Source organism: Paraburkholderia sp. BCC1876 (genome assembly GCF_902833695.1).
Taxonomy (GTDB): Bacteria; Pseudomonadota; Gammaproteobacteria; order Burkholderiales; family Burkholderiaceae; genus Paraburkholderia.
Genome location: NZ_CADFGI010000001.1, coordinates 1,100,427 through 1,116,506, shown reverse-complemented (window position 1 = coordinate 1,116,506; position 16,080 = coordinate 1,100,427). Strand labels below are relative to the sequence as shown.

Below are 16,080 nucleotides of genomic sequence, written 5' to 3'. Positions count from 1 at the left end.
TGTCTACGAGTTCGAGAGTGTCGAAGCGTGTTGACGCGGCTCGACGCCGCGAGGCGTTGAATCACGCGTGCGACGTGAAGCGTGAAGCACCACGCTCACACCGCGCCATCACGCATACTGGCCGGCTGCACGCCGTTCCAGTTGCCGCTCGCCACGCGCCGGCAAGCCCAGCTTGCGGCGTCCTTCAGCCGGCGTCAGCGCACGCGCGCCGAGCCGTTCAATGATTTCCACCGCGCGCTGCACCAGCGTGCCGTTGGTTGCGGGCACACCTTTGTCGAGCCAGATGTTGTCTTCGAGCCCCACGCGCACGTGACCGCCGAGCAGCATCGCCTGCGCGACCATCGGCATCTGCATGCGGCCGATCCCGAAGCCGGCCCATTGCGCGCCGGGCGGCAGGTTGTCGGCCATCGCTTTCATCGACGTGGTGTCGGCGGGCGCGCCCCAGGGAATGCCGAGGCAAATCTGGAACAGCGGCGGCGCGTCGAGCAGGCCTTCTTTAATCAACTGCTTCGCGAACCACAGATGGCCGGTGTCGAAGATCTCCAGTTCCGGCTTCACGCCGAGTTCCTGAATACGCTGGGCACCGGCGCGAAGTTGGGCGGGCGTCGACACGTAGATGTAATCGCCGTCGCCGAAATTGAGCGTGCCGCAATCGAGCGTGCAGATTTCGGGCAGCAGTTCCTCGACGTGCGCGAGACGCGTCAGGCCGCCCACCAGATCAGTGTTGGCGCCGAAGCGCATTGGGTCTTCTCCCGGACCGATCTCCAGATCGCCGCCCATGCCCGCCGTCAGGTTAATGATCACGTCGGTGCCCGACGAGCGGATCCGGTCGACCACCTCGCGGTACAACTGCGGATCGCGGCTGCCGCGTCCGGTTTTCGGATCGCGCACGTGGCAGTGCGCGACGGTGGCGCCGGCTTTGGCGGCTTCGATCGCGGCTTCGGCGATCTGTTTCGGCGTGACCGGAATGGCCGGATGTTTGCCGACGGTGTCGCCGGCGCCTGTGACCGCGCAGGTCACGATGACTTCATGATTCATGCGTGCTATTTCCTGTGGATTGAGATGCGCGACGCTCAGAGGCCGAGATAGGCCTTCACCGCGGGCAAGCCGTCCTTGCCGTCGTAGGTCTTCACGCCGGCTAGCCAGGCGTCGAGTACTTGCGGGTTTTTCTTCAGATACGCCTTGGCGGCGTCGGCCGGTTTTTCCTTGTTCATGACCGACTGCATGACGACGTTTTCCAGTTGCGTCGAAAAGCGCAGATTGCTCACGAGCTTGCCGGCGTTCGGGCAACGCGTCAGAAAGTCGGGGGACGTCAGCGTGTACACGCGTGCTTCGCCGTCGTTCGGACCGAATACGCCGTCGCTGCCGGTCAGATATTTCATGTCGATCGTGATGTTCATCGGATGCGGTTCCCAGCCGAGAAACACCACCCATTTCTTCTCGCGGATCGCGCGATCCACCGACACCAGCATGCCGGCTTCGCTCGATTCGATCAGCTTGAAACCACCGAGCCCGAACTGATTGCTGGCGATCATTTTCTGGATCGCCGCGTTCGCGCTGCTGCCGGGTTCGATACCGTAGATCTTGCCGTCGAGCTGGTCGCGATGTTTGGCGATGTCGGCGAAGGTCTTCAGGCCTGCGTCGTATTCATAACTCGGCACCGCGAAGGTGGCCTTGGCGCCGCTCAGATTGGGCGGCTGCAGTACGTTGATCGCTTTCGACTCGACGAACGGGCTGATCGCTTTTTCCTGCACCGGCCACCAGTAGCCGAGCGACACGTCGATCTGCTTGCTCTTGAGGCCCGCGAACGAGATCGGTACCGAGGCGACGGTGGTCACCGGCTGATAACCGAGTCCTTCGAAGATGGTCGATGCCAACGCGGTAGTCGACGTGATATCCGTCCAGCCGATGTCGGCGAAATGCACCGCGCGGCAAGCGGCCGGATCCTGCGCGAAGGCGGGCGCTGCGGCGGCGATGGCGGCGAAGCCGACGAGATAGGCAAGCAAGGCATTGAGACGACACTTCATGAGGTTCCCCCTTCTGACACGTTGAACGGCGTGTTTCGAACCGGGCTGCGGCTCGAACGGCGAAGCGGCCTTCGGACTGGCGCGACGGTTTGGATACAGCAACAAACTGGGTGAGGCGGGACTGCAGGCATGACGTTACGTTAATGCCCCATATTCCCGCCAAAGCGACCGCCAGCGACCCGTTCTTGCTCTGACGCGACCCCGAGGGAAAACCAGCAGTGCGGGCTATGACGCGTGGCATGGCGGCATTGCAGTGCAACACGCATTCGCATCTCATCCCACGCGCATCCGGTCGCCTCGCAGCGCGGATTTTTGGCGCGTCTTGCCGGTTGATGCACTGCTTGCTACGCTCGCCGGGACCCCGCGCCCCCGCGTTGTAGTCCGCGTTGTATCCCTGATCGAGTCCGAGCACGATGCCCGAAGATATGTCGTTCCTGCTGCTGCCGGGCTTTTCGGCGATCGGTTTCATGTCGGCGGTGGAACCGTTGCGGGTGGCGAACCGCTTTCGCGATGCGCTGTACCGCTGGCGCATTCTCAGTCTCGACGGTGCGCCGGTCGCGGCCAGCAACGGCATTTCGATCAACGCGGATGCGGCCATCGGCGAGGTCGCTACAGCGCAGACGCTGTTCGTGGTCGCGGGCTTTGAACCGCTTGCCTGCTATAGCCGCGCGCTGGCCGATTCGCTGAAGCGGATCGAGCGCGCCGGCGCGACGCTCGGCGGCATCGACACCGGCAGTTTCGTGCTTGCGGAAGCCGGGCTACTGAACGGTACGGACAGCGTGACCGTGCATTGGGAAGCACTGTCGGCGTTCCGCGAGCGCTATCCGTCGCTGGATGCCAGCCAGGAGCTGTTCGAGATCGGCGCGCGGCGCATTACGTGCGCGGGCGGCACGGCGTCGATCGATATGATGCTCGACCTGATCGGCCGCAAGCATGGTGCGACGCTGGCCTCGGCCGTGTCGGAGCAATTCGTGGTGAGCCGTATCCGCCAGCGTTCGGACCATCAGCGCATGGAGATCGCCGCGCGTTACGGCGTGCACAATCGCAAGCTGATTCAGGTGATCGGCGTGATGGAACAGCACATGGAAGAGCCGCTTGCGCCGGACCAGCTCGCGCAGGAAATCGGCGTGACGCGGCGGCAACTGGAGCGGCTTTTCTGCGCGTCGCTGAAGGACACGCCGACGCATTTCTATCTGCAACTGCGCCTCGCCCGAGCGCGTGAGTTGCTGCAACAGACCGACATGTCGATCACGTCGATTTGTGTGGCGTGCGGCTTCGAGTCGCCGTCGCATTTTTCGCGGACGTATCGCGCGCGCTTCGGTGCGAGTCCGAGAAGCGATCGGCAGCCGCTGGGCGGGAGAAATGCCGCCGAGTCCCCGTTGCCGGACGCGCCGATGCCTGTTTCGGTGCTTTCAGAAAGCTAACGATCTGGCGATTATCTCGATTTTCACAACACTCAATTGGTACTTTAGGGGTTTACCCTAGGCGACCCGACTCCTACACTTCCTCCATCCGCTGCAGACATAACGCCTCGCAGCGCTAGACAAAAAAATCTCTGGAGGTAGTTATCATGAAGTCGCTGATCGAAGCCGCAGTTATCGCCGCCCTTATTACCGCGCCGCTGGCCGCTTTCGCCCAGTCGAATCAACCGGTTACCCGCGCTCAGGTGCGCGCTGAGCTGGTGCAACTGGAAAAGGCCGGCTACAACCCGGCAACCGCGAACGACTACGACTACCCGGCCAACATTCAGGCTGCCGAAGCCCGCGTCGCTGCCCAGAACGGCAATGCGCAAACCAGCGGTTATGGTTCGGCCACGAATGGTTCGTCGCAAGCAGGTAGCCGTGCAAGCACGACGCCGAGCTCGTACTCGGCACCGGTTGCCAACTACGGTCACTAATCGACTGCGGCGCGAGCCGATCGCTTGCGCCAGTTCGATACGCAGCAAACGCAACAGGCTTGCTTCACCGTGAGGTGACGCAAGCCTGTTTTGCATTCAGCGAAAAAAACGGCCACGCCGGATCAACCGACGTGGCCGTTCTTCATGCTTCAAGCGTCCTGACGATCAGATCCCGCCGATGCACAGGTATTTGATGACCACGTAGTCATCGATACCGTAATGCGAGCCTTCGCGACCCAGGCCCGATTGCTTGACGCCGCCGAACGGTGCGACTTCGTTCGAGATCAGGCCGGTGTTGATCCCGACCATGCCGTATTCGAGCGCTTCGGCAACCCGCCAGACACGGCCGATATCGCGGCTGAAGAAATACGACGCGAGCCCGAACTCGGTATCGTTGGCGAGGCGAATCACTTCCTCATCCGACGAGAAACGGAACAATGGCGCGAGCGGCCCGAAGGTTTCATCGCGCGCGACTTTCATGGCCGGCGTCACATCCGCCAGCACGGTCGGTTCGAAGAAGCCGTGACCGAGCGCATGACGCTTGCCGCCCGTGACGATGCGCGCGCCCTTGGCCAACGCATCTTCGATATGCGACTCGACCTTCAGCACGGCCGCTTCGTTGATCAGCGGACCTTGCGTGACGCCGTCTTCGGTGCCGCGCCCAACTTTCAGTTGCTCGACGGCGACGCGCAGCTTCTCGGCGAACGCGTCGTACACCTTGTCGTGCACATAGAAGCGGTTCGTGCAGACGCAGGTCTGGCCGCTATTGCGATACTTCGACGCAATCGCGCCGGCCACCGCCGCGTCCAGATCGGCATCGTCGAACACGATAAACGGCGCATTGCCGCCGAGTTCGAGCGACACCTTCTTGACCGTCGGCGCGCACTGCGCCATCAGCAGACGGCCTATCGGCGTCGAACCCGTGAACGACAGTTTGCGCACGATCGGATTGCCGGTCATTTCCGCGCCGATCGCTTTCGGCTCGCCGGTCACGACGTTGAACACGCCGCGCGGCACGCCGGCGCGTTCGGCCAGCACGGCGAGCGCGAGCGCGGACAGCGGCGTCGCTTCGGCCGGTTTGACGATGATCGGGCAGCCTGCCGCCAACGCCGGACCGACCTTGCGGGTAATCATGGCCGCCGGGAAGTTCCACGGCGTGATCGCCGCGCACACGCCGATCGGTTCCTTGGTCACGACAATGCGTTTGTCGCCGGCCGGCGTGGGAATCGTGTCGCCGTTCACGCGCTTGCCTTCTTCCGCGAACCATTCGAGGAACGACGCGGCGTACTGGATCTCGCCCTTGGCTTCGGCGAGCGGCTTGCCTTGTTCCGTGGTGAGGATCTTCGCCAGGTCGTCGGCGTTTTCCATCATCAGGTCATGCCATTTGCGCAGGATTACCGCGCGCTGCTTCGCGGTCGTGGCGCGCCAGGCGGGCCAGGCCGCGTTGGCGGTGTCGATCGCGCGACGCGTTTCCGCCGTGCCCATGCGCGGCACCGTCGCGATGGTTTCGCCGGTGGCGGGGTTCTTCACCTCGAAGGTCGCGCCGTCGTCGGCGCCTTGCCATTCGCCCGCGATATACGCGTGGGTCTTGAGAAGCGTCGGGTCTTTCAATGTCAACGTGTTCATGAGTCTCGTCCTTATGCCGCGACCGCGACGCTGTCCTTGATGACTTCTTCGAGGATCGTCATGGCTTCGTCGAACACGGCCTCCTGGATCGTCAGCGGGAACAGGAAGCGCACCACGTTCGAATACACGCCGCACACCAGCAGCAGCAAACCGCGTTCGAGCGCGCGCGTCTGCACGCGCTTGGTGAACTCCGCATCCGGCTCGGTGCCGCCGGCCTTGCAGAATTCCACCGCGACCATGCCGCCGGGGCCGCGCACGTCGGCGATTTGCGGCACGTCGCTTTGCAGCGCGATCAGCTTGGCTTTCACGCGGTCGCCCAGCAGCGTGGCGCGCTCGCACAGCTTTTCTTCGTCGATGATGTCGAGCACCGCATGTGCCGCGGCTACTGCCAGCGGATTGCCCGCGTACGTGCCGCCGAGACCGCCGGGCGCTGCCGCGTCCATCAGGTCGGCGCGGCCGACCACGCCCGACAGTGGCATGCCGCCGGCCAGGCTCTTCGCCATGGTCATCAGGTCAGGCACCACGTCGTAGTGGTTCATGGCAAACAGCTTGCCGGTGCGGGCAAAGCCGGTTTGCACTTCGTCGGCGATCAGCAGAATGCCGTGCTCGTTGCACAGCTTGCGCAGCGCGCGCACGAACTCGGCCGGCGCCGGATAGAAACCGCCTTCGCCCTGAACCGGTTCGAAAATGATCGCGGCCACGCGCTTCGGATCGATGTCGGCCTTGAACAGGAATTCGATCGCCTTCAGCGAATCGGCGGTGGTCACGCCGTGCAGCGGATTCGGGAACGGCGCGTGGAACACGTCCGACGGGAACGGACCGAAGCCGATCTTGTATGGCGCGACCTTGCCGGTCAGCGCCATGCCCATCATTGTGCGGCCATGGAAGCCGCCGGTGAAGGCGATCACGCCCGGACGGCCGGTTGCGGCGCGGGCGATCTTGATGGCGTTTTCGACGGCTTCGGCGCCGGTCGTGAAGAACGCGGTCTTCTTCGGGTAGTCGCCGGGCGCGCGCGCGTTGATCTTCTCGGCCAGTTCGACATACGACGCGTACGGCACGATCTGATACGCGGTGTGCGTGAAGTGATCGAGCTGGTCGCGGATCGCGGCCAGAATCTTCGGATGGCGATGGCCCGTGTTGCACACCGCGATACCCGCGGCGAAGTCGATGAAGCGGCGGCCTTCCACGTCCCACAGTTCCGCGTTCTCCGCGCGCGCGGCGTAGAAATCGCACATCACGCCGACGCCGCGCGGGGTGGCGGCGTCTTTGCGGCTTTTCAGTTCGGCATTCTTCATGGTCATCTCCTTCTCCTCGTTTTCGCGGACGCCGCGCTCTCAGCGCAGCACATGCAGCGACTATAATGAGATTTGGCTCTTAATTTCAGAGCCATTTCAATAAAAATGTAGGAGCCAATCATGCGCGCGAGCGTTTTGTCCGACTGGCTGGCGCAGCGCCTCGATCGCGGCAACGGCCAGCCGATCTATCGTCAACTGCATCGGCTGTTGCAGCAGGCGATCCTGTCGCGCGAGTTGCCGGCGGGCAGCAAGGTGCCGTCGTCCCGGCTGTTGGCGCAGGAGTTGGGCATTGGGCGCAATACCGTCACGCAGGTGTACGAGCAGTTGGTGCTCGAGGGCTATGTGAGTTCGGCGACGGGGCGCGGTACTTTCGTGGCGGATAGTGCGCCGGATGAGATTGTTGGGGCGCCGGAGGGGGAGTTTGGGGTTGGCTTTGGCTCCTCAGGCATGGATTCAGGCATTGGCTCCGGCATGCTCGGCCGGACAGATCCATCGAACGTGCCCGACCCGCGCCGCGAGCCGCCGCCGTTGCAGGCGGCGCGCGCGCTATCCACGCGCGGCGCGCGGCTGATCGCGGGTGCGGGTGTGTCGAAGCGGCAGTGGGGCGCGTTCATGCCTGGCGTACCGGACGTCACCAAGTTTCCGGCGCGTGTGTGGAGCCGGCTGCACAACAAGTATTGGCGCCGGCTGCGCCCGGATCTCCTCACGTATGCGCCGGGCGGCGGGCTGGCGTCGCTGCGGCACGCGCTGGCCGACTATCTGCGCACCTCGCGCTCGGTGCGTTGCACGCCCGAGCAGATCATCATCACGACCGGGATTCACCAGTCGGTCGATCTCGCGGTGCGGCTGCTGTCCGATCCGGGCGACCTGATCTGGACCGAAGATCCTTGCTATTGGGGCGTGCGCAGCGTGCTGCACGTGTCGGGTCTGCAATCGCGGCCTATCGCGGTCGACGACGAAGGCATCAATCCTTCCGCCGACGACCTCGCGCATCCACCGAAGCTCATGCTCGTCACGCCGTCGCACCAATACCCGCTCGGCATGGTGATGAGCCTCGCGCGGCGCCGCATGCTGCTCGAATACGCACGGCAAAACCAGTGCTGGATCATCGAGGACGACTACGACAGCGAATTCCGCTACGGCAGTCGGCCGTTGGCGTCGCTGCAGGGGCTGGACACGTCCGGTCAGGTGATCTATGTGGGCAGTTTCGGCAAGACGCTGTTTCCGGGGCTGCGCATCGGCTATCTGGTCGTGCCGGAAGCACTGGCCGAAAGTTTCGCCACGGCGAGCGCCGAGTTGTATCGCGAGGGGCAGTTGTTGCAACAGGCGATGCTCGCCGAGTTCATCGCCGAAGGGCATTTCACGTCGCATATCCGCAAGATGCGCACGCTTTACGGGCAACGCCGGCAGACCCTGCTCGATGCCGCCGCACACCGTTATGGCGATGTATTACCGGCTGTGGGCGGCGATGCCGGTTTGCATCTGGTGATGCAGTTGCCCGAAGGCAGCGACGATCGTCGCGTGGCAACGGCGGCGCTGGAGCGCAATATCGTCGTGCGGCCGTTGTCGGGGTATTACGCGCAGCCTTCGCTGGCGCCGTCGGGTTTGCTGATCGGCTATGCGTGCGTGCCGGATGAGGACATCGCGCCGGCGTTCAATACGTTGGCGGACGCGATCGACGCGACGTTGCCGCAATTCGCGTGAGAGTGAGGAAGCGAGGGGGCGAGAAAGCGGGCGTTGCGCGCGCAACAAATCCGAATCGGCACTCCTTTTAGCGTAACGAATGCGCATGCAACGATCCGGCGCGCGCCCGGTTTCTCGCGCGTGAACCAACACCCGATCGAATGACGCTTTCAGTTACACGGACTTAGCCGTGTCTTCCGATTCGGCGCCAGTTGTCTTAAGTCCGGCATCGAACAGCCAGTCGAGAAACAGCTTGAGTTCTCGGTCCTGCGGCGCCGCGCGATACAGGCAGTGAAACGGCGGTCCTTCGAGTCGGACTTCGGGAAAGAGCATCACCAGACGCCCGCGCTGCACGTCTTCCTCGACGATCGCGCGCGGGGCGAGCGCCACGCCCAGGCCGCTTGCAGCCGCCTGCACCAGCAGGAAGAACTGTTCGTAGAACGGGCCGCTGAGCGTTTCGCCGACAATCACGTTCGCGCAGCGGAACCAGTACTGCCATGCTTCGGGAATCCCGGCGAAATGCAGCAGACGCACCTGGCGCAGATCGTCCGGCGTGCGCAATGCCGCGAGCTCCCGCAGTTCGGGCGAGCACACCGGCACCGCGATGTTCGCGATCAGCATGCGCGAATCGAAGCCGTAGCGCCGCAGATTCGGCTCGAAGCGGCGGATGATCACATCGTGCGATTCGTCGGTGAGGTCGATTTTCTGGTCGGGGGCGGCGACGATCTCGACGTCGACGTCGGCTTGCAGCGCGTGAAACTGCGCAAGCCGCGGAATCAGCCAGCCGTGCGCGAACGAAGCGGTGGTATTCACCCGGATCGTGCGGCGTGTGGCGGGGCCGCCCATCTGCTCGGTGGCTTCGCTCAGGCGGCCGAGGCAACTGGCAACGTCGACCAGATAGTGTTTGGCGCGCGCCGTCATTTCCAGCTTGCGGCCACGGCGTTCGAACAGCTTCTGGCCGAGATACTCTTCAAGCAAACGGATCTGTTGCGTGACCGCGCTGTGCGTGACGCATAGTTCTTCGGCGGCTTTGCTGAGACTGCCGAGGCGGCCGGCGGCTTCGAAACTGCGCAAGGTATTCAGAGGCGGCAGGCGGCGCATCGAGAAAAGCCCTATATCCAAGTATTGCTTGTATTTCTAACAGAAACTATCAATTGAAGATACCGGCCCGGCGCTTTTACGATAACGCTTTCTCCACCCGGTTATCGCAATGGCTTTGTCCACGTCGCCGTATGCCAGATCCAAGATTTTCTGTTATTCGCTTGCGAGCGAGTGGCCGTTATGGCTGCGTGTTTTCGTCGGCGCGGGGGTGGTCGCGTCGGTGGGGGCGTGCAGCACGCCGGACCCGAATCAACGGGTCACGGGATCCGGCGGCACGCTGGTGAAATTCAGTTCGGCACAGGTGAGCGTCGATCTGACCGAGACCGAACGCAACGCGCTGGCCGGCATGCGGGATCACCACTTCGCGGGCGTTTCGAGTGAGCGGGTGCTCGCGGCCGTCGCGGCCGCGTTGAAAGCGAGCGGCTACGCGCCGGTCACCGTGGAAGCCGATACCGCGCTTGTGGAGGGCGGCCGCAGCGAAGTGCTGGTGAAGAAATGGCGTGAAGTGGTGCGGGGCGTACTGAAAGCACGTCTTGGCGCGCTACCGGCCAAACCGGATCACCAGTACACCACGGCGCTCGTCAGCGTGCGGCCGGCTGTTAGCGGTTCGGGTGTGATCGTGAGGGCGCGTTTCGACAATACCGTGTGGGACAGCAACGGCGACGCCCGGACGAAAACCGTGCTCGCGCGCGAAGACTACGATGCGTTTTTCACCAGGGTCGACGCGGCGCTGCGCGATGGCGCCGCGCCGCTCCGGCCTTGATGATAGCGGCGCGACACGGCATTGCACCGCTTTGCATCGCGCACGACGTTTCAGATCACGCGCTCACGCAGCCACGCGGAGGCCATGTCGATCGCCGACACCACCACGATCACCATGATCATGACCGCGGAGGTTTGCGCATAGTCGAACGAGCGGATCGCTTCGTACAGCACCACGCCGATGCCGCCCGCGCCGACCATGCCGACCACCATTGCCGAGCGCACGTTCGATTCGAAGCGATACAACGCGTACGAGATCCACAGCGGCAGCACTTGCGGCAGCACGGCGTAAATGATTTCGTCGAGCGGGCTGGCGCCGGTTGCGCGGATGCCTTCTGCCGGGCGCGGATCGATCGCCTCGACCGCTTCGGCGAACAGTTTGGCAAGCACGCCGGTGGTGTGAACCCACAGCGCCAGCACGCCTGCAAAAGGCCCGAGTCCGACCGCGACGATGAACAGCATCGCGAAGACCATTTCATTGATCGCGCGGCATGCGTCCATCAAGCGGCGTACCGGTTGCACGATCCACATCGGCGCGATGTTGTGCGCCGACATCAGGCCGCACGGTATCGCGCAGACGAGCGAGAGCGCGGTGCCCCACACCGCCACGGAAAGCGTCACGATCATTTCATGCAGATACGTGCGCCATTCGGTGAAGTTCGGCGGGAAGAAGTCTTTCGCGAACTGGCCCATGTTGCCGGAGTCGCTCACCAGATCCAGCGGACGCATGTCGGCGCTATGCCATGCGCTACCCAGCACCGCGAACAGGGCGATCCAACCGAGCAGCGAAAACCAGCTGCGCTTGCGTGCCGCCGGGGCGGGCTGAGCCACCGCCTGCGCGGCGAGCGTTTCGCTCGCGCGTGCCGGCGACGCGATCAGATCGGCCGTATTCATGGCTTGGCTTGCTCGGTGTTGAGCGCGCTCAGCTTGGCGTCGAGCGCGGCCAGTTGGGTTTTGCGATCGTCGTTGGACAGATGCGCGTCGGCCTCGATCTTCTGCTTTTGCTGGAACAGCGCGACCTGGCGAATCGGCAACAGTTGCGCATCCGACGAAGCCGAGAAACCGCTGTAGCCGAAAATCCCCGCCATCACGGCTTTTTCATGCGGGTCGCTCTTCGCGTAGTTCAGGAAGAAGTTGCGCAGTTTGTCTTTGGTGGCTTGCGGCAGATCCTTGCGCCACACCAGTGGGTCCGACGGAATCAGCGGCGAGGTCCACAGCACGCGAACCTGGGCGAACTTGTCCGGATGCTGTTGCTTCAGCGTGTCGAGCATTTCGGTGTTGTTCGTCGCGATGTCGATCTTGTTGTTCACCACGGCCAGCAGGTTCGCTTCATGGCTCGACGGCAGCACCGTCTTGAACGACGTATTGACCGGCGCGTTGTGCTTCGCGAACAGGTAATAGCCGGGAATCAGCGTGCCCGAGGTGGAGTTCGGATCGCCATAACCGAGCGTGACGTCTTTCGTGTTCTTGAAGACGTCGTCGAGCGTCTTGAAGCGGCTGTTCACGTTCGTGATCAGCACCGAGTTGTAGCCGGCGGCGCCGTTCGCGTACTGGACCTTCGCGAACACTTCGCCTTGCGAGCGATCCACCGCTTCGATCGCCGACGCATTGCCGAAATAGCCGACCTGTACCTTGTTAAAGCGCATGCCTTCGATGATGCCGGCGTAGTCGGTCGCGAAAAACGCTTTGATGTTCAGGCCGGTTTGCTTGTTCATGTCGGCGATCAGCGGTTCCCAGCGCTGTTTCAGCACCGAGGACGAATCGGTCGAGATGATGCCGAGGTTGATGTCTTCGGCGTAGGCGGTGGCGGCGCTGGCGAAGGCGGCCGCGCCGACGGTCAGCGTGATCAGTGAACGCAGGAATTTCATCGGTTGAGATCCGGTAGGGGGAGCGGAAAGGGTTGGCGCGCTCAGTTCGAGTGCGCCGGATTCAGGGCGAATGCGTAACGCTGGGACGGCGGGGCGCTGTCTTGTGCGGCTGCGGTGGGCGCGGTGTCGTGCGGCGCGTGATTTGCGTCCGTGCCATCGTGCGATTCAATGTGTAATTTGTCGTGCGCTTTGTCGTGGGTTTCGTCGAGCAGTTCGCGGGCGTCGTCGCCGTAGAGTTTCTTGAGCAGCGCGGGGCTGAGCGCGGCCGATGGGCCGTCGTAGACCACTTTCCCACGGCGCAGCGCGACGGTGCGCGGGCAATATTGCATCGCGATGTCGACCTGATGCAGTGACACCAGCACGGTGAGTTGATGCTCGACGTTCAGCGCGCGGAGCATGTCCATCACACGGCGTGACGATTCGGGATCGAGCGAGGCGATCGGTTCATCCGCTAGCACGATGCGTGCGCGTTGTACCAATGCGCGGGCCAGTGCGGCGCGTTGCTGCTGGCCGCCGGAGAGATTCGCGGCGCGTTCGCGTGCGTGTTCGCCGATGCCGACCTCATTCAACGCGGCCATCGACAGGGCTCGTTCCGCGCGCGGAAAAAAACCGGTCAACCGACGCCACCAGGAAAGGCGCGCGAGCGCGCCGACCAGCACGTTGGTTTCGACGGAGAGGCGGTTGACCAGATTGAATTGCTGGAACACGAAGCCGATATCGCGGCGAATGCTGCGTACTTCTCGCACGATGCGGCCGTTTTGCTGGATGGGTCGGCCGAGAATCGAGATCTGCGACGGTTGCGCGTCGGAGGGCGTGAAGCCGGCGATATGGCGCAACAGGGTCGATTTTCCTGAGCCTGAAGCGCCGATCAAGGCCACCATTTCGCCTGCTTCGACGCGTAGGTCGATTTCGTCCAGTGCCTTGCGGCCGTTGTTGAACGTCTTGCTGAGCCGTTCGATACGGATTGCTTCCTGGATTGACTTCATAAGTACCCCTGATGCGTCGAGCATGTGTGGGGCTCATTCTAGGAAGCGTCTGTGACGGTTGAGTGAAGGTGTTGCAACGTCTAGACGACTATATGTATTTGTGAAGGTTTTGCGGCGGGTTTAAGGCAGTTTTATGGCGTCAGGGGTTTGGGCTTGCGCTCTCTTTTGTGTTGGCCTTTCCTTGTGTTCTTAGTGGTCTATTAGCGTCGCCCCTGTGCGGGGCAGCACCTACTTCTCTTTGCCGCGGCAAAGAGAAGTAGGCAAGAGAAAGCCGCTCACACCGCTAAATCTTAAGCGGGTCCCCCGCACAGTCACGGTAGTGGCTCATCTGGAATCCGTGTCCTCGCACACTCCGCGTTCGTGACAAGGCCGTCATTCATCCCGCCTCGCGCTACGCCCTCGGCGGAACGGATTGGCCGGTAGCGTTGATTTGACTCGGCGGGGGCCGTCGGCTTCGCCTCGGCGGGACGCCGAAAACACCAGTGGTCAACACCGCTCGCGGGTTTGGACATTACCCGAGGGCGCGCGCAGCGCCGCCGGAAGAATGACTGCTTTGTCACTGCCGGTAAATCTGCGGGGGTACGGATTCCAGATGCACCACTGCCCGTCGCGCGCCACGAAACCCGCTTCAGAATTAGCGGTGTGAGCGGCTTTCTCTTGCCTACTTCTCTTTGCCGCGGCAAAGAGAAGTAGGTGCCGCCCCGCACAGGGGCAACGCTAATAGACCACTAAGAACGCAAGGAAAGGCCAACAAAGCAGAGCGAGAAAGCCCACCCAAAACCGCCGCAAAGCCCCAAAAAAAATGACACCACCATGACACGCCAATGACACAACCAACAAACAAACCCCACCGTCATGCATGACCCCCCACCACCAGGCTATATTGCACCATCACCGCAAGCCGTCCCCAATAACCTTGCAGTTCCCTTCACCGCCCTCATGCCGCAACCACTGAGCTTTCTGCCCGACAGTTTTGCGGAGTACGAAGATCTCAATACGATCCTCGACCAAGGCAGCGCGAGTTTCGAAATCCGCACCGTCTGCGACACAACGGTACGCGGCCGGCAATTCGCCGTACGCACGGCGAGCATCGGCTCGACCGATCCACTCGCGCCGGCCATCGGCTTTTTCGGCGGGATCCACGGCCTCGAACGGATCGGTTCGCAACTCGTGCTCGACTACATGCGCGCGCTCCTCGCGCGGCTCGAATGGGACGAGTTGCTGGTACGTCAATTGCAATCGATTCGTCTGATCTTTATGCCGATCGTCAACCCCGGCGGCATGTGGGCGGCCACGCGCGCGAATCCGAACGGCGTCGACCTGATGCGCAACGCGCCGCAGAACGCCGACGAACGCGTGCCGCTGCTGGCCGGTGGTCAGCGCGTGGGCGCGTGGCTGCCGTGGTATCGCGGCCGCGAAGGCGAGCCGATGGAGGCGGAGGCCGCCGCGCTGCTACGAGTGGTCGAAGCCGAACTGGCCGCGCGGCCCCTGAGCATCGCGCTCGATTGCCACTCGGGCTACGGCTGGAAAGACAGTATCTGGTTTCCCTACGCGCGAACCCGCAAGCTGATGCCGCATCTGCCGGAAATGTACGTGCTGAAGACCATGTTCGAGCGCGCGCATCCGCATCACGGCTACGCATTCGAACCGCAGAGCCATCAATATCTGTTGCACGGCGATCTGTGGGACTTTGCATACGACCGCGCGCCCGCCGCCAACGTCTTTCTGCCGATGACCCTCGAACTCGGCTCGTGGCTGTGGATCAAGAAGAACCCGCGGCAACTGTTCTCGCGCCAGGGCATGTTCAATCCGGTCAAGGCGCATCGCACCGCGCGCGTGTTGCGGCGTCATGCGAACCTGTTCGACTTCCTGGCGCGCGCGGCTTTTTCGTCGCAGCGCTGGTTGCCGCAAGGCAATCGCCGCGAGCAACTGCTGCAATGCGCGATTGACCATTGGTATACCCCGGACATCGTATGAGCACGTGGATTCTGTTGCGCGGACTCACGCGCGAAACACGTCATTGGGGACGCTTGCCCGACGCGCTGCGGGAAGCAACCGGCATCGACGATCCATTACTGATCGATCTGCCGGGCAACGGCGAGTTCGCTCATTTGCGCGCGCCGGCAAGCGTCGCGGACATGGTGAGTTTCGTGCGGCGTGCTGCCGCGCAAAGCGGTGTGCCGGGTCCGTATTGCCTGCTGGCCATGTCGTTGGGCGGCATGGTAGCAACGGACTGGGCGCAGCGCTATCCCGGCGAGCTCGAACGCCTGGTGCTGATCAACACGAGCATGCGGCCGTTCAGCCGCATGCAGGAGCGGCTGCGGCCTTCGGCGTGGCCTGGGCTGTTGCGCGTCGCGGCGCATTGGAGCGATGCGCGCCGCGCCGAACAGGGGATTCATCGACTGACCTGCAATAACGTTGAAACATTGGGCGCCGATCTTGACGCATGGAGCGCGATTCGCCGCAGCAGACCGGTGAGTCGCGGCAACGCGCTGCGGCAATTGTGGGCGGCGGCGCGTTTTACCGCGCATGCTGCACAGCCGCACTGTCCGTTGCTGATTCTGTCGTCGCGCAACGATAGACTGGTCGACCCAGTGTGTTCGATGAAACTCGCGGCCGCGTGGAAAGCGCCGCATCGCGAGCATGGTTGGGCGAGCCACGATCTGCCGCACGACGATCCGCTCTGGACCGCCGAACAGGTGCGTGCATGGCTCGCGCAAGACTACGCGGATTCGCAGCGGGTGGTCTGAGCGGCACGCCGGCGCACCAACGGACTTGCGGGCGTCAGCGGGTATAACCTAACGGTGCTCACGCATCGTGTGAAGGGTGGCAGGT

14 protein-coding genes are annotated in these 16,080 nt (G+C 63.1%); 6 read left to right on the top strand and 8 right to left on the bottom strand.

What is annotated here, in order from left to right; all coding sequences use genetic code 11:
• Positions 1–108: 108 nt before the first annotated feature.
• Both HWY05_RS04840 and HWY05_RS04835 read right to left on the bottom strand, forming a co-directional pair.
• A complete protein-coding gene (locus tag HWY05_RS04840) occupies positions 109–1,038 on the bottom strand; it encodes a 3-keto-5-aminohexanoate cleavage protein (protein WP_176057558.1) in 930 nt (309 codons plus the stop codon).
• A 35-nt stretch (positions 1,039–1,073) separates the two neighbouring features.
• Positions 1,074–2,027, bottom strand: a complete 954-nt coding sequence (locus HWY05_RS04835) for a choline ABC transporter substrate-binding protein (RefSeq protein WP_176057557.1) — start codon at positions 2,025–2,027, stop codon at positions 1,074–1,076.
• A 413-nt stretch (positions 2,028–2,440) separates the two neighbouring features.
• Here HWY05_RS04835 and HWY05_RS04830 point away from each other — a divergent pair, with 413 nt between their 5' ends.
• Both HWY05_RS04830 and HWY05_RS04825 read left to right on the top strand, forming a co-directional pair.
• Positions 2,441–3,451, top strand: a complete 1,011-nt coding sequence (locus HWY05_RS04830; protein WP_176057556.1) for a GlxA family transcriptional regulator — start codon at positions 2,441–2,443, stop codon at positions 3,449–3,451.
• A 146-nt stretch (positions 3,452–3,597) separates the two neighbouring features.
• Positions 3,598–3,924: a DUF4148 domain-containing protein gene (locus HWY05_RS04825; protein ID WP_035558975.1), complete on the top strand. Its 327-nt coding sequence runs from the start codon at positions 3,598–3,600 to the stop codon at positions 3,922–3,924.
• Between the two features lie 165 nt (positions 3,925–4,089).
• On the opposite strand, the gene gabD is transcribed toward HWY05_RS04825, so the two are convergent.
• Both gabD and HWY05_RS04815 read right to left on the bottom strand, forming a co-directional pair.
• Positions 4,090–5,550: an NADP-dependent succinate-semialdehyde dehydrogenase gene (gene gabD, locus HWY05_RS04820; protein WP_035558972.1), complete on the bottom strand. Its 1,461-nt coding sequence runs from the start codon at positions 5,548–5,550 to the stop codon at positions 4,090–4,092.
• Between the two features lie 11 nt (positions 5,551–5,561).
• The gene (locus HWY05_RS04815) at positions 5,562–6,845 is read right to left on the bottom strand and encodes a 4-aminobutyrate--2-oxoglutarate transaminase (RefSeq protein WP_176057555.1); all 1,284 of its coding nucleotides are present in this window, start codon (positions 6,843–6,845) and stop codon (positions 5,562–5,564) included.
• 120 nt (positions 6,846–6,965) lie between these two features.
• On the opposite strand from HWY05_RS04815, the gene HWY05_RS04810 reads away from it, so the two are divergent.
• Positions 6,966–8,549 carry a PLP-dependent aminotransferase family protein gene (locus HWY05_RS04810; protein WP_176057554.1) on the top strand — a complete coding sequence of 528 codons (1,584 nt, stop codon included), beginning with the start codon at positions 6,966–6,968 and terminating at the stop codon, positions 8,547–8,549.
• A gap of 153 nt (positions 8,550–8,702) precedes the next feature.
• Here HWY05_RS04810 and HWY05_RS04805 read toward each other — a convergent pair whose 3' ends face one another.
• Positions 8,703–9,650: a LysR substrate-binding domain-containing protein gene (locus HWY05_RS04805; RefSeq protein ID WP_231585076.1), complete on the bottom strand. Its 948-nt coding sequence runs from the start codon at positions 9,648–9,650 to the stop codon at positions 8,703–8,705.
• A gap of 88 nt (positions 9,651–9,738) precedes the next feature.
• Here HWY05_RS04805 and HWY05_RS04800 point away from each other — a divergent pair, with 88 nt between their 5' ends.
• Complete coding sequence (locus tag HWY05_RS04800) at positions 9,739–10,392, top strand: hypothetical protein (RefSeq protein ID WP_244146490.1); 654 nt, start codon at positions 9,739–9,741, stop codon at positions 10,390–10,392.
• 50 nt (positions 10,393–10,442) lie between these two features.
• On the opposite strand, the gene phnE is transcribed toward HWY05_RS04800, so the two are convergent.
• Genes phnE through phnC form a run of 3 tightly spaced genes read right to left on the bottom strand, consistent with a single transcriptional unit; the run spans position 10,443 to position 13,245 of the window.
• On the bottom strand, positions 10,443–11,285 hold the full coding sequence (phnE, locus tag HWY05_RS04795) for a phosphonate ABC transporter, permease protein PhnE (protein WP_035558963.1): 843 nt from the start codon (positions 11,283–11,285) through the stop codon (positions 10,443–10,445).
• Positions 11,282–12,259, bottom strand: a complete 978-nt coding sequence (gene phnD / locus HWY05_RS04790) for a phosphonate ABC transporter substrate-binding protein (RefSeq protein ID WP_035558960.1) — start codon at positions 12,257–12,259, stop codon at positions 11,282–11,284. Before phnD ends, phnE begins: the two co-directional genes overlap by 4 nt.
• 41 nt (positions 12,260–12,300) lie before the next feature.
• The gene (gene phnC, locus HWY05_RS04785; protein WP_176057553.1) at positions 12,301–13,245 is read right to left on the bottom strand and encodes a phosphonate ABC transporter ATP-binding protein; all 945 of its coding nucleotides are present in this window, start codon (positions 13,243–13,245) and stop codon (positions 12,301–12,303) included.
• A 939-nt stretch (positions 13,246–14,184) separates the two neighbouring features.
• Between phnC and HWY05_RS04780 the strand changes: the two genes are divergently transcribed.
• Both HWY05_RS04780 and HWY05_RS04775 read left to right on the top strand, forming a co-directional pair.
• Positions 14,185–15,222 carry a M14 family zinc carboxypeptidase gene (locus HWY05_RS04780; protein ID WP_035558955.1) on the top strand — a complete coding sequence of 346 codons (1,038 nt, stop codon included), beginning with the start codon at positions 14,185–14,187 and terminating at the stop codon, positions 15,220–15,222.
• Positions 15,219–15,995 (top strand): alpha/beta hydrolase, encoded by a 777-nt coding sequence (locus HWY05_RS04775; protein WP_176057552.1) that lies wholly within the window; start codon positions 15,219–15,221, stop codon positions 15,993–15,995. The genes HWY05_RS04780 and HWY05_RS04775 overlap by 4 nt, the downstream gene beginning before the upstream one ends.
• Positions 15,996–16,080: the final 85 nt, after the last annotated feature.